Source organism: Enterobacter sp. CGMCC 5087 (assembly GCF_003144775.1).
GTDB lineage: Bacteria > Pseudomonadota > Gammaproteobacteria > Enterobacterales > Enterobacteriaceae > Enterobacter > Enterobacter cloacae_M.
In genome coordinates, this window is record NZ_QFXN01000309.1 from 21087 (window position 1) to 33796 (window position 12710).

The 12710-nt window shown below is 54.1% G+C and carries 19 protein-coding genes and 1 pseudogene; 7 read left to right on the forward strand and 13 right to left on the reverse strand.

The genetic code is table 11. The features are described from left to right. Positions 1 to 65: 65 nt before the first annotated feature. From DEO48_RS26875 to DEO48_RS25240, 4 genes are all read left to right on the forward strand, one after another. Positions 66 to 206: a hypothetical protein gene (locus DEO48_RS26875; protein ID WP_181367061.1), complete on the forward strand. Its 141-nt coding sequence runs from the start codon at positions 66 to 68 to the stop codon at positions 204 to 206. Continuing rightward, positions 203 to 595 carry a hypothetical protein gene (locus DEO48_RS25230; protein WP_109846626.1) on the forward strand — a complete coding sequence of 131 codons (393 nt, stop codon included), beginning with the start codon at positions 203 to 205 and terminating at the stop codon, positions 593 to 595. The genes DEO48_RS26875 and DEO48_RS25230 overlap by 4 nt, the downstream gene beginning before the upstream one ends. Continuing rightward, positions 592 to 1833, forward strand: coding sequence for a hypothetical protein (locus tag DEO48_RS25235; RefSeq protein ID WP_109846627.1), 1242 nt, complete (start codon positions 592 to 594; stop codon positions 1831 to 1833). Before DEO48_RS25230 ends, DEO48_RS25235 begins: the two co-directional genes overlap by 4 nt. A 137-nt stretch (positions 1834 to 1970) precedes the next feature. Beyond that, positions 1971 to 2555, forward strand: a complete 585-nt coding sequence (locus DEO48_RS25240; protein ID WP_109846628.1) for a hypothetical protein — start codon at positions 1971 to 1973, stop codon at positions 2553 to 2555. Between the two features lie 64 nt (positions 2556 to 2619). Here the strand turns inward: DEO48_RS25240 and DEO48_RS27435 are convergent, their stop codons facing one another. Then, entirely contained in the window at positions 2620 to 2814 is a 195-nt protein-coding gene (locus DEO48_RS27435) for an ANR family transcriptional regulator (RefSeq protein WP_109846629.1), read from the reverse strand. A 183-nt stretch (positions 2815 to 2997) separates the two neighbouring features. Here DEO48_RS27435 and DEO48_RS25250 point away from each other — a divergent pair, with 183 nt between their 5' ends. Beyond that, entirely contained in the window at positions 2998 to 3636 is a 639-nt protein-coding gene (locus DEO48_RS25250; RefSeq protein ID WP_109846630.1) for a DNA-binding protein, read from the forward strand. Positions 3637 to 3906: 270 nt separating this feature from the next. Here the strand turns inward: DEO48_RS25250 and DEO48_RS25255 are convergent, their stop codons facing one another. The 6 genes from DEO48_RS25255 to DEO48_RS25280 are packed head-to-tail and all read right to left on the reverse strand — an operon-like array spanning position 3907 to position 8875. Next, positions 3907 to 4407, reverse strand: a complete 501-nt coding sequence (locus tag DEO48_RS25255; protein WP_181367062.1) for a tail fiber assembly protein — start codon at positions 4405 to 4407, stop codon at positions 3907 to 3909. A gap of 10 nt (positions 4408 to 4417) precedes the next feature. Next, positions 4418 to 6016, reverse strand: a complete 1599-nt coding sequence (locus DEO48_RS25260) for a hypothetical protein (RefSeq protein WP_109846632.1) — start codon at positions 6014 to 6016, stop codon at positions 4418 to 4420. After that, on the reverse strand, positions 6016 to 6597 hold the full coding sequence (locus DEO48_RS25265; RefSeq protein ID WP_109846633.1) for a DUF2612 domain-containing protein: 582 nt from the start codon (positions 6595 to 6597) through the stop codon (positions 6016 to 6018). Before DEO48_RS25265 ends, DEO48_RS25260 begins: the two co-directional genes overlap by 1 nt. Then, on the reverse strand, positions 6597 to 7787 hold the full coding sequence (locus tag DEO48_RS25270; protein WP_109846634.1) for a baseplate J/gp47 family protein: 1191 nt from the start codon (positions 7785 to 7787) through the stop codon (positions 6597 to 6599). The genes DEO48_RS25265 and DEO48_RS25270 overlap by 1 nt, the downstream gene beginning before the upstream one ends. Continuing rightward, on the reverse strand, positions 7788 to 8144 hold the full coding sequence (locus DEO48_RS25275; RefSeq protein WP_109846635.1) for a hypothetical protein: 357 nt from the start codon (positions 8142 to 8144) through the stop codon (positions 7788 to 7790). Beyond that, complete coding sequence (locus DEO48_RS25280; RefSeq protein ID WP_109846636.1) at positions 8141 to 8875, reverse strand: Gp138 family membrane-puncturing spike protein; 735 nt, start codon at positions 8873 to 8875, stop codon at positions 8141 to 8143. Before DEO48_RS25280 ends, DEO48_RS25275 begins: the two co-directional genes overlap by 4 nt. 124 nt (positions 8876 to 8999) lie before the next feature. On the opposite strand from DEO48_RS25280, the gene DEO48_RS25285 reads away from it, so the two are divergent. Both DEO48_RS25285 and DEO48_RS25290 read left to right on the forward strand, forming a co-directional pair. Further along, complete coding sequence (locus DEO48_RS25285) at positions 9000 to 9203, forward strand: type II toxin-antitoxin system VapB family antitoxin (RefSeq protein WP_109846637.1); 204 nt, start codon at positions 9000 to 9002, stop codon at positions 9201 to 9203. After that, positions 9203 to 9580, forward strand: a complete 378-nt coding sequence (locus DEO48_RS25290; protein ID WP_109846638.1) for a type II toxin-antitoxin system VapC family toxin — start codon at positions 9203 to 9205, stop codon at positions 9578 to 9580. The genes DEO48_RS25285 and DEO48_RS25290 overlap by 1 nt, the downstream gene beginning before the upstream one ends. On the opposite strand, the gene DEO48_RS27010 is transcribed toward DEO48_RS25290, so the two are convergent. From DEO48_RS27010 to DEO48_RS26880, 6 genes and pseudogenes are all read right to left on the reverse strand, one after another. Continuing rightward, positions 9552 to 9851 carry a DNA-binding transcriptional regulator gene (locus DEO48_RS27010; RefSeq protein WP_219933023.1) on the reverse strand — a complete coding sequence of 100 codons (300 nt, stop codon included), beginning with the start codon at positions 9849 to 9851 and terminating at the stop codon, positions 9552 to 9554. The two genes, DEO48_RS25290 and DEO48_RS27010, sit on opposite strands and share 29 nt — an antisense overlap. A gap of 127 nt (positions 9852 to 9978) precedes the next feature. Continuing rightward, positions 9979 to 10311, reverse strand: coding sequence for a hypothetical protein (locus DEO48_RS25300; RefSeq protein ID WP_109846639.1), 333 nt, complete (start codon positions 10309 to 10311; stop codon positions 9979 to 9981). Continuing rightward, positions 10311 to 11399: a hypothetical protein gene (locus tag DEO48_RS25305; RefSeq protein WP_109846640.1), complete on the reverse strand. Its 1089-nt coding sequence runs from the start codon at positions 11397 to 11399 to the stop codon at positions 10311 to 10313. The genes DEO48_RS25300 and DEO48_RS25305 overlap by 1 nt, the downstream gene beginning before the upstream one ends. Positions 11400 to 11401: 2 nt before the next feature. Then, complete coding sequence (locus DEO48_RS25310; RefSeq protein WP_109846641.1) at positions 11402 to 11707, reverse strand: phage baseplate plug protein; 306 nt, start codon at positions 11705 to 11707, stop codon at positions 11402 to 11404. Positions 11708 to 11717: 10 nt separating this feature from the next. Beyond that, a complete protein-coding gene (locus DEO48_RS25315) occupies positions 11718 to 12317 on the reverse strand; it encodes a phage baseplate protein (protein WP_109846642.1) in 600 nt (199 codons plus the stop codon). Then, a pseudogene (locus DEO48_RS26880) lies at positions 12317 to 12710 on the reverse strand (hypothetical protein); the annotation flags it as partial. The gene DEO48_RS25315 and the pseudogene DEO48_RS26880, both read right to left, overlap by 1 nt.

Here is a 12710-nt window from a genome sequence, read left to right on the forward strand (position 1 = left end):
CCGAGCCAGCGCGCCAACGCTGACCCAGGGCTAACCCTAAACCTGACATAACCAGGAGTAGAGCTATGCGCAATACTACGCATATTGCACGCCTGTTGAAAGCGTGCGGCATTACAACAGAGCAGTTACTGAGCTTTGTTTTTAAATCAAAATACCTCACAGAGCGTCAACGCGAGCAGCTGCTGGCCGCCGGAGGTATGCAATGAATACTATCCCCGCCTCCCTGCAGACCACGCTGGAACAGCATTTCCGCGCCAGAACATTCACGCTGTTTTCGGTCATGACTTTTGCGCCTGCAGCTGAAATAGACGAATGGAAGACGGCTCTGGAAGATATGACCAGAACCGGCGCCCTGATTGGTGTCGCCAGCCGCACCCTGGGCGATTTATTTGTCGCACCTCCACCGGCGTTGCTGGCCGTACTGAAAAACAGCTTCTCCGGCCGGTTATTCCGCATCGCGCATGTGCTCTATTGCGCCGAACCCGAAGAGATCGAAGTGTGGCGTTCCTCCTTGAATATCATGCATGAAACCGGATTACTGACGCGTGTACTTGGCGATATGTATATCGCATCAATTCCGGGAGGTGCTGCATGATGTTCTTCGAGTTTACGTTTACTCCAAATAAAAACGACCATCCGGTCAAAGGGGCACCCTCTCTCTCCGGCTACGTTCAGGCGGAGACGGCTGAACTGGCTAAATCTGAAGCCCGCCGCCAGCTCCGTGAGGAACTGGATCCAGAAAACTGCATGTGTTACAGGCCTGTGCGCCTGACAGAAATAGCCCAGGAGGACTGGCAACGTGCCCGGTCACCGGGGTTATCCCCTGAATCGGTGGATAACTGTACTAATAGTCTGGGGGCATTTACTGCAAAGCCAGGTATGGCAGGGCGATCTGATGTGGTTGAAAAACAACCTAAGAAGATGGTTAACCCGCCGGAGATGATGATCCCTGTTCTCGGTAGTATCGAGGCAGGGGCAGACTACGCCGGTCCGGAGTCGATCGCCGTTCTTAACCAGCGCCTGGCCGCCCTTCGTTGCGGCGAAAGCCTGGTTATTCATGACCTGAGCTGGAACACCTGGCATGCCTGCGATGGCTATTCTGCCTCCCAGATACTCCTTGTGCAGTCCGGTGGCCTGGCTGCGCTGGGATGGTACAAAAACGCGCCACGAGATATACAGGAGTCTGTAGCTCCTTCACTCAATGCAGCGGTACGCGCGGCTATTCTGGAGCCAGTGAGGTTTGCGGCTGATTATGCTGCAGCGGGCAATGCTGTAATAAGTGGCGATGATTATCAGCAGGTTAGGCTGATGCACGATTCTGCACTGGCTAATCCCGTGCTCCTTGAACTCCTGCAGCGCGGTGTTGCCAACCTGTCCGTTTTTTACCGTACTCGTGGTGGTGCGCTGCTTAAAGTTCGCCCTGACTGGATTGGCGAGCTGGATGGCGTGGTCTACCTGCTGCAGGTGAAAATAATCGATGAACCATGTGATTTTGGGGAGCTGGTAGAGAGGTGCGGATATCATATCAAGGCCGCGTTTTATAACTTTGTGGTTGGAAGGGTATTTGGCGTTGAGTCGGGTTTTGCTTTTTGCACTATCAGCTGTAGGAAGAAAAGCGGCCGCCACCTGGTAGAAATGCGAACGCTCGATGAAGAGGACGTATTGGCAGGTGGGGTTGTTACGAGAGAAATTATTACATCTCTGGAAGCAATGCAAAGAGAGGGAGTTTCCGGAGGAATGGGGATTGTCAGGCGGCCATTCTGGGCCAGGCTGGCAGATAAGCATCGCCAGTGTGACGGGAAAAGCCACGCATCGGCTGAGGAAGATGTTTAAGCACTTGTGGCGCTGGCTGAAGCGGACCCTAAACCAGCCAGGTATGCCTTAAGGGTAACTACACATGGAGACGCCCCTGCAGGGGCGTAAACAGTAATGAAAAAAGTAGAAGCGAACACTGAGCAGGAGATCGCCCAATGAGTAACAAGCACCACGAATTATTGGGCGTGCCGAAACACGCAAACCAGCATCGCCTTTCTCGCCTGACTATGGAAGTGCATACCGATGAGCTTCGGATTGTGGCGTCAGCAGTAGAGAGCTATACCGATGAACTCATAGCAGCATTGGAAGCTGCAGAGAATCGGATTACTGAGCTGGTAGCACGACCTGTTGCACCCCTCAACTTCAAAGAAAATTCTGATGCTGATTTTTGCAGAGAGTGGGCGTGGACAGAAATCAAGAAAGACCTTCCGACAGAGAACTGGTCGATACCTGACGAGGCTGCTTTCTACGCGTTCTACCTCATGGGATGGGATTCGAGACGGCAGTTTAGTAAACAACGAGCCGCTGAATATGCGAGCATTAGCGCAGACCCACTGGCAGACAGCAACAAGCCTCTCTATTCTGCCCCACAGAAAGTACCGGAAATACCGGAGAGCGTACCTGATGCATTGCGCGATGAAATCATCGACCTGTGTTCAGGTTATGAAATAGGCGATGTCGGCGCTCAGGAAATATGGAGTGTATGCCGTGATGCCATGCTAAACAGTGCAAAATCCTGAATCCGTCAACCAGCAATTGGTGCGGAATGGCTGATTTGTCAACCAGTCCACTCAGGATTGCGCATTAACGAGGGCCGGCATCGCTGGCCCTTTTTCGTTCGCACAGCTCCGCCCTGTTCTGGCACCAGGCCCCGTTGGTAGTGTTTTTCGCCAGGGTGCTGGCGGTGCACCACAATAGGGCGGCCTGGCTGTAGTTACCATCGGTCTCGCTCCTGGCCGCCATCGTGGCAACCTCCCGGTAAGTGGTGTTTTTACTCATGAGTTATCCCTTCAGCCTTGATTGTCTGGTTGCTGTCATGACGGATTTGACCACCTGCAGGCTGAACGGGTTCCGTCACCTTGCCTCCCCTGGTAAAATCGCCGAAAATTAACGCAATAAAAACAACGTCAATTCCCGGATGTGTTCTGGCCGGGCCTCGGTACCCGGAAACAGGATTAGAGCATGACTGCAGAACCATTGCGCATTGACTACATCATTGAGAAACACACAATCACTGAGCAAAGCGAAACGCCACGTATCGCCAGTCAGTGGCAGAAGGTGCTGGCTGAGTGTCAGCAGCAGCGGCTGGGAAGTGAGGAGCGGTTGCGACTGGCATTATGCTCGGTGGATTACGTCACCAGTTTTGAGCTTCCGTTTCGTCTGTTGCTGATTCGTACCCCCCAGCTGATTGATGCCATACGTAAGGAGCTAACCGTTCACAGCAAGCTTGTTACCATCAACGATGGCAAGCGCGGCACGGTTTACAGCCTGACATCCGACTTTGCCGGCGTTCCTGATACATTCCACTACAAGCGCAGCGGTAAAATCCGCCGCCTGACCGGTGGTGATGTGACCACTGACCGCTATATTGGTATCGCCAGGCAGACTACAGAGCCCCGCAACCGGCTCCGCCTCGCTTTCACCTCCGGGCTGCAGGTTACCGCCCTCGATGCGCTGCTGTTTTTTGGCGTTCAGCGGGTGGCTGCGGATGTTTCCGTTCTCCGCAAAGAAGGGCTGAATATCGGCCTGAGGCACATTGACACCTTTGACAGTGCGACACAGGCCGTGCGTTCAATGCCGCTGTATTTTGTTGAGCGCTGAAAACAAAAAAAGCCCTGCACGAATGCAGGGCTTTTTCTGAGGGGTATGCCATAAATATAAAACAATGGACAGCGCATTGACCTGACCACGTCCCGTTAACAGAATCACTTGTGCCGGGGTTCGGGCTGTTCCCTGGCATGGCGGTGCAGTTTAACCTGGCTTTTCCGAAGAGTGGTTATCACAACAACTGCACCGCCACCCTCAATGATAGCGCTTTTCTTCAGCGTCCCCCTTTGCACCGGCTCAGCTGAAGATTAGCGCCGTCACCAGTTATTCTGGCTTTTCCGGCCACTCCGGGTTTTCCAGGTTCACTCTGTACAGTAGCACGCTGTACTTCTCCCACTCTTCAAGGCTGGCTTTCTCTTCATCGGTAGCCATGCCGTATTTAACGGCTCGCTCCAGAGGTCTGATGATTTTTTCCGCCTCTGCCAGCAGCCGACGCTGTGTGCCTTTAGCAATGGTTATATGCTCAACCATATAAGCGCCGTCGATGATTTTCGCCTGGTAGCCCTCGGTCAGAATATTGTCAGGGGCTTCATCGGCAGGAATTTCCCATACCGTCATATCGACGGGGAATAAGGCGCTTCCATCATCCGTGACGCAAACAATATTGCCCTCTGCGTCTGTACCAGCATAAATATTCCCTGCGATACGCTCCTTATCCCATGCGATGGTGTACCAGTCTGTATCGTCTTCGTTTTTGATGTATGCAGCCCCCGGAATCTCCGGTGACTCCGGGGTGTAGCGTTTGAATGTGCCTAAGCTGTTCACTGTTTTATCCTTATGCGAAGTTAACCCAGTTACCGTTGATAAGGTACTGCGGATAGGCGTAGTACATTGATGTGATGCGGTCATCTCCCTCAGTTAATGAGGCAATATTGACAGCACCTTGCGGCACCTGTGCTGACCAGTCTCCCACTGCGTGCAGGTTTCCCACTTTGGTTCTGGCCCCGGTGCGGAACTGCGAGGGATATGTGGGTGGTGGGTTGTTTGAAGAGTAAACTCGAACGCCTGGCGTGTCGTACACACCTCCGCCCGCAATGATTGCATTTGGGGCGTTGAAGGTCCCGTCAGCATTAAAGCCAAATACGGCTCCATTACCGTTATCCCCGATGATATGAATAACAGCAGAGCCAAAGTCAGCATTCCCGGTGCGCAGGATGCCAAAGCTTACCGCAGCCCCGTAGCCATATTCTTCGGTGGCGGAAAGGGCTTTGATGATGGGCAAATACTGAGAGATACCCTTAGGCGTCACTCGTCCAAAAGGGATGGTAAACGGTGCCGTAGGGTCAGCGTATTGATTTGCAAATGCCCCCACACCCGGCCATGCTGCCGGGTTTATGTGGTAATAGCTGGCATTACTAAGGTGGTCAACGTCACCGCCGTAATTCGTGATGACGTTTGTCCAGCTTCCCCAGTAGCCGTTATCGCCATTCAGGGTGCGGAATTTAAGCCGCTTACCACCATCGGCATAAGATGCGGCATACTGCACTCTGTAGCCGCTACCATCACCCAGCCCACCCACATCAAGAATTGTGGCTTCATAACCTGGTGAAAATGCCGCATCGGAATAACAAAAGCTCACCGTGTTAGCCGGGAGGGCGCTTGCATCAGCAAGGTCTGTATCCGCTTTTGCAAACACGCTGCTTACTGCGACCGCTCTGATATCAGCTGCGGTCGGGGGATTCAGCGGACCGTAAAGCATTTGCTGCTTTTGCAGGTTAACTGAGCCATCAGCATTGACCTGCAGCCACTCAACAATGATGTTGCCGTCAGCGCGGACAAACATATTTGCTGAAAACTCCACCCCATCACCATTTGTGCCGTATTCAATATGCACCCCGGAACCAAAGTGCCCGAAGCGCTTATCCGCATCGCCGCCTCCCTGGATAAAGAATCGCGTGGGGAGTCTGTCCGGGGACTGAAGCTCAGCGTCAGTGGTTTGCAGGGCATAGCCGCCCAGCCCTTCCCACCCAACAACCGGCACACGCCCGGCTGTCGTATCGGTCATGGAGGTGACGATATCTGCATCGGCGGCGGTGCCGAGTTTTACGTTGCCTTCTGCGTCTGGCTGATGGGTTTTGTCGCCGGCACTGATGGATTGCACGGCATTCAGGGCTTCTTTCGTTAGCTGCAGGAGTGCAGCCATATCCCCATCATCCAGCACATCCTTGCCCGTGCGGTCGGCGATGTACTGCGCGAACGTAGCGGTAATCACTGATGCCTGTCGCCATACGGTGTTCAGTTCTTCAGACTTCGCCACGCCGGACACAAAGCCCTTTTGTCTCGCTGCCAGCCCTTCGTAATCATCTGGCTTAAGGACATTTGCGCCGGTCTCAATACCAAACGGCAAAAAATCATTCTTAGGCGTTTCTGGCATTATAAATTCTCTCCCCATACCGACTTGTCAAAGCCGTCAATAAAGTCATTGCTGATATCGAAACCGAACAGAACGCCCGTCTCAGATGAAATGATGTGGTTGCGGACCCTGACCCCCTCAGGCTTTATGTCCAGCAGACCCATGGCGATGATGGTTCTCATAAGCGGTGAAAGCCGGGTGCCGGATACAAATACATCCATGGTCATATCGAAGTTATCGACCGCAAAAATAGTGGCTCCCAGCGATGCCGACAGGCCGGCATAGATACCCGGCAATTCCTCCATGGTTCCGTCCCAGTGGTTTGCCTGAATTTTTACCCGGAGAACCATCCTGTATGTGTCATCGTCCATGGTGATGACACCCTCCTCCTCAGAGTTCACCGTCCGGCCCATCCCGACCCATAGCCCTACGGCATCCAGCTGGACACCAACAGCATCATCAAGATCAAAATCGCCGGCTAATCCGAGAAGGGTTGTCTGGTTATCAATGAGGGGTTGCGTAATCAGCGCGATGGTCTGGCAGAACAGTGGCTTATCGTTGTGCCAGGAGGTGATGCGCTTTACATACGGATTATCGGCCATCAGGTCACCTCAATAACCACATTCGCGCCGTCACAGTGCGCTGCAGCGTTGAACGGTATATCGATGTTCGCTGTGCCCACTGATGCGGCAGAGGTGCCAATCTGCAGCTCGCGAAGGTCGTATGTATCGCTACCCGGTCCGCCGTACAGGTTTGCCGGCATGACTAACCAGCTAACCCGCACTTCTGCGCCGATAGCCAGAGCATTGATGTAGTTCACCACCTGAACCCGGATACGATCCCCCGTGTCCTGTGTGTATCCCGTCAGTGCCTTAAGAACGATATGCACATAGACTTCCACTTCTGTTGGCCGGAAAAAGTGTATCGGCCGGGAAATCCCGTAGCTGTCGACCACGATTTCAGTAGTGGTGCCGTACGTACCGGCACCAGGCGTTTTCTTCAGTGCGATAGTGGACGCGATGGCCGCAGCGTCGCCACCGTCCACGACAAGAGAGATTGAGTGCGGCGGCAGGCCGTCAGCATCAGTCACATCCGTATCGTTCTCGTAAGGCTGCAGGCGGGTAACACCATCGAGTAACGCCACAGCCCCCACGATGCCACTCAGCACTGTGCGCGACGGCAGAGCCACGGATTTTGTCTGGCGGTCGCGCAGCTGCTCGTCACGCTCCACCGGTCGCCCGACCGTCGCACTCCCCGGGTTAGTCACTGACTGCCAGCAGCGTGTCGGGGTGTTCATGATGGTGATGCTTCCGGGAGCGGCCGGTACGGCACCGTCCACCGTGCAGACAGCTGTCACCAGTGCCTGTCCGTGCACGTCGAGCACAACCGAGGCAGGCAGATCCCAGATGATGTTGTTGTCGTCGCGAACGGAGCCGTTGGTGATTTTTGTACCCACCTGTCCGACCAGTAACACGTCGACTTCCGATCGCGTCGCTTTCTCGCGAGCAATGCCGTTAATCTTCACGTTGCTGGATAGGGCATTATTCTGCGACGTCGCTGGCGAGAAGCTACTGTACGCCGCGATGGTGGCATTGTTGGTGTCATGGATGGACAGCGCCCACAGCGCCAGCATCTGCCCGTCTTTGCTGTCTGGCGGGATATAGACATCCTGTCCGTATATGTGCCGGAAATACCCGGTCAGCGTGTCCAGGATGGTCTGGTAATCAGGCGCACTTATCCCCTGGGGAGTTACCGTTGCAGATAACCCCAGCGTGTCGAGATTCAGAGACATTTACACCTCTGGGTAGGTTAGATTTATTTTTCCGTAGATGGTGTCCACCGTTGCGGTGAACGTTAAGCGGCGTGTGTCGCCATCAAAGGTACTGGCAAACGACAGGATACTGCGCACGCCAGGCGTGCCGCTGATGCGGTCCCGGATTGCAAGCGATGCGATATCGGCCTGCTGTTTGCCCACAACTGACTGCTGATATGGCGTCCCCTCCTTAGTGTTGAGGAACCACTCCCCCTGCCAGAGCTCAAGCCGCGTCAAAATGGCCTGCCGTACGGTCTCAGGCGAATTCACCAGGAAGCTGTTATCACCCTGCCCGAAGGTGTAATCGCCGTTTTCATCCTCACGCCGGTATCTCAAATCGGCTCTCCTGTTTCAGGTCCGTCATGCTCCTGGTGTTTATGTCCCATGACGCTCTTGCCGCCAGCGGTCACATCATTGGTGACGGTTATCGGCCCCTGCATGGTTGCCGTTCCGCCTCCTTCGCCCATGCCCTGCGACAGATTGCCGTTAATGGTCACATTGCCGTTGAGCACAATCTCCGGTGCGGTGATTTCGGCCCCGCCCGTGGCGCTGGCCGTCAGCTTCCCGGGCGTGGTCACCGTAATATCGTGCCCGGTTGCCACTTCGATAAACGCAGCCCCGTCATCAGTACGTAACTGCGTTCCCGACATGCTGATGCCGCTGATTTTCTTCGCCTGAGACTGCGGGCCGACAATGGCGAATCCGTCAGACAGGTCGTGCTGGCGCTGGTCAACCGGCTCCTGAATGCCGCCGTTCTGCCACCAGAAATCGATGCACCGGTCACCAAAAATCAGCAGGCATTCATCGCCCGCCGTTACGGGAAACGTCAGCGTGCAGCCGCCTCCGCGCGGGAAGATTACCGGGACATCAACCAGCAGGGGGAGCGGTAAAGACTTGCCATCGTAAGAACCCTTGAGAGCAGGCTGGACGACGGCGGTCACCGTATCGGGATCGAATGACTGAATAATGCCCGGCAGCGCCACGCGCAGCTGAGATGAGACGTTACGCTGCATTTGCTCCATGATCTGCTGTTCGTCGCCGGCGCGAGACTGGGCTGATACGGACATGTTTTTTCTCCGAAAATATAAAAGGTCGTTAATGGGCGACAAAGCGTTGAAGGGGGTATTTGCTATGATTCATATATTGATGCTATATTGCATCAATATATGAATCAATTAAGGAGGCAATACTATGCGAACCACTGTCACTATTGATGACGCCCTGTATGCTCAGGCGCTGGAAATGGCCGATCCGGGTATGGATAAGACTGATATTTTCCGTGAAGCGGTGAAAACGTTTGTTCGGGTGCAGGCTGCGAAGCGTCTGTCGTCACTCGGAGGTACAGCGCCGGATATGCAAACCGCGCCCCGTCGCCGCGAGGAGCCATCAGCATAATGGCGGTTTTAGTTGATACATCTGTATGGGTGGACCATTTCAGAAACCGAAATGACGGGTTAATTCAGTTGTTGAATCTGGATCTGGTTCTGATCCACCCGATGATACTGGCAGAGATAGCGTGCGGGACTCCTCCTGCTCCAAGGCTGCGAACGCTTGGCGATCTGGGGCTATTGCCGCAGAGTCATCAGGCCAATATTAACGAAGTGATGGCGTTTATTGAAAACGAAAAACTGTACGGGCTTGGATGTGGGCTGGTCGATTTGACGTTACTTGCATCGACCCTGATAACTCCCGGTGCAAGGCTCTGGACGCTGGATAAGCGACTTGAGACGTTGGCTACACGTCTTAATGCGAATTATCAGTTGGTTCATTGACGGTGTATTTTTCCGCAAGCCGGTCAAAAACAACTTTGGCCGGCTTTGTGCGTCCGGCATCAGCATCAGCGATGCCGCGCTGAATAGCGGCATCAAGCGCTCTTGCGTAACCGGAACTTAGCGCAAAGGCAGCAAGTTCCACCAGTTTTGCCACCTCAGGGGATTTCTCGTAGCGCTTATAGCTTCTCACGCTGACTCCCAGCTCTTCCGCTGCTCGTTCCTGATCCCACCCCATACCCCGGCGCCATATTCGCAATTCAAATCCTGTCATAAAAAACCTCTAAAAGTGACAAAATGGCACTTTATCATGTTTTTTAAGGTTGATAAAAACAAAGCCACCCCGATTCAGGAAGAGGGTGTGACTGAGTTGCTGCGATAACTGCCAACTTTTGGAGGGGTTACTTAGCCTTCACGCAGTCGTAGGTTCCAAAGACGCGGGGCTCGTCCATGTTCATGCGGATCGCTTCGACGTTGAGGATCGCTTTACCGTCGCGCTTGATGAAGTCCATCCCCAGATAACGCCCCGTTTCCTGGTCTGGAAGCATCCACTGGATTTTTACGTTGTGAAAGTCGTCTTTCTCTTTCAGGAAAGTAATTTTTTGAGACTCAGGTCGTTGGCCGTTGATATGCATGAATCCATCACTGGAAGGCGACAGAGTAAATGGGCCACAGCTAGTATCAGCCAGTGTTATTGATGGTATAAGGCAGATCACCAACGACAATAAACGCATTATTGGACCTCTCCAAGCTTCCCTAAAGTTGACTTATTCATCATGTCCGCGCTCCCCTTAGCAATACAGACCATATCCATGTACCAGGGATTTCCCCGGGTGTCGCCATGATAGTCGATGCAGACCACAATATAGTCACCGTCAGTGCTAACTGATGCCGGTTGCTGGTTCACGGTACCGCTGACCGTGTAGTTGCCGTTGGTGTTCTGCTCGCTGATTCTGCCCGGGGAGTTGGCGACCTCGTCAGACGACAGGGAGGCGCGATACACTGAGGCCTGATCCAGACGAATAAGCCCACCCATGCGGATATTTGGATTGATAAGGCTGCGGACATTTACGCCGTTCCCCATGGTCTGCTTTGGTCGACCTATCAGCCCGGTATTAGAGTTCAGCACGACGGCTTCAGACACTTCATGCAGGTATTTTCCGTCCGGACGCATGTAAAGCTGATTATTGTCATACCACCAGTCCGCGTTGCATTGCCTGGATACATCCGTCATCAGCTCGCGGGTGGTCTTGAAGATAACCCTTCCCCTCGGGAATACCGTTGGCGGCATCTCCGGAATGGCGCCCTTTGTGATACCCCATGGCGCGTAGTCCTTCATGCCCTGGTCAACAATGTCCTGCCACGTCCAGCCGGCGGCGTGCGTGGTGACGGTGACCGACGAAAGATGCCCCTCCCAGCTGTCGATACACTGCAGCAGGAGCCAGCTGTCGGTCACGTTATCCTTTCCGGTGATGGTAAAACGGATATCACCGTTAAAAATCAGCCCGTAATTGGCGCCATCCTGCTGGCCGATGGTCTCCGGGTTGATGTCACGAACGACGCCGACATCTGATTCGTCGTAGGTCTTTTCCAGCCCGTCGTAGCCGGCGATAACCCGGATTTTGGCAAACTCGTTACCCATAATCCGGTTTTCCGTATTTTTGGACAGGTTGTAGATCCGGAAGTTACCCACAAAGCCCGCAAAGCTCTGTGGCGCGGTTTTCTGTATATCAAATACCACTTTAAAATCACTGAGGACGATACCCTTTCCGTCCTTGTCGAGCAGCTGCAGCTCAAAGTGACGCATCCAGTTTTTTGACATAATCAAATTTCCGTAATGAGATAGAGATGACTGGATGTACCCAGGTCGTATTGGGTCGGGTACTCCTGTTGCGGGTTATCGCATTCCACCACCAGGGCAAAATCCAGCTGCAGGTGCCGGCACTGCTCCAGCAGGTTCGTGCCGGTAATCAGCGGAATACCCAGAATCAGCGGGTTACCGCCACTGTCATGTAAATCCAGAACCCAGACGGTGCCGCGCCACAGGATACGCATGTTGTACGACACGCCATCAATGCTGACGGCAAACTGCTGATTGTCCGCCGACAGCGGTATTTCCTGTACCTTCATGGAGCCCCCCTTAGCCGCTGATAAAATCAAATCCCGCCTTGAGCAGGGACTTATCCTGTTTCACCTCCACCGGCGTTTTGGTGCCGGTATTCAGCACCGGTGAGGTGTTCGCTCCTGTCGCCATATCAGACTTATCCACCTGAATCGTGCTCGTGCTGGTCAGTATCACTTCGCGCAGCGTGAGCGTGGCGGAGAGGACGTTTTCGGTGGTCTTATCCGTCGTCACCTCAAGGCTGCGAATCAACATGTTGTTGTAGGTTCGCTTCCCGGTAACGACATCCAGTAGCTCGCGGTTTTGCTGAATCTGGAGTAACGCGGCGTAAACGTCTTTTGGAGACATCGGGTTTATCGGGGTAGTGAGTCCGATCGCTGTGGTATCAGTAAAATCCAGCAGGGAGCCCCCGCCGGCAAATCCGACCTCCATGGTGACTTCGCTGGGTCGGCGGTACGCATGGTCGGCGACCGTTCCCGTCCCAGCAGTCGTCTGCCGCTCTACCGGATGCTCCGTTATTTCCAGCATGTCGCTGTGCTTCTCGGACACCACCACATCGGGCACCATCACGCCAATCTGCCGGCTTTGCTGCCGGAAGATCGTGGATAAAAAATCCATCAGTTCGTCCTCCTGTGTAATTCCTGAGCGTTTCGGGAGTTAACCTTCTCCTGACGATCCTGAACCTCTTTTCCGGCCGCGTGCGGATCGGAAACTCCGTGGATATTGATATTGGTTTCCTGATTGATGACCGGCGCCTGTCCGGAAGCCGCCTGATACGCCAGCGGGCTGTTCCAGTTTGAATATCCCTCCTTGCGGGCCATGGACTGCATGAGTAACGCCATGGTGTTCGGGTTGGACAGGTTCAGCACCGCATCCGGAGAAACGTGCATCCAGCCGGCGACGTCCTTTGCGTACTTAACCGGATCGTTATGGTCACCCGCCGGCGCCCACGTTTTGACGATATCCCACACCGTCTGCAGATGTTGCCCCGTTGTTTTGCCGGTGAAGTAG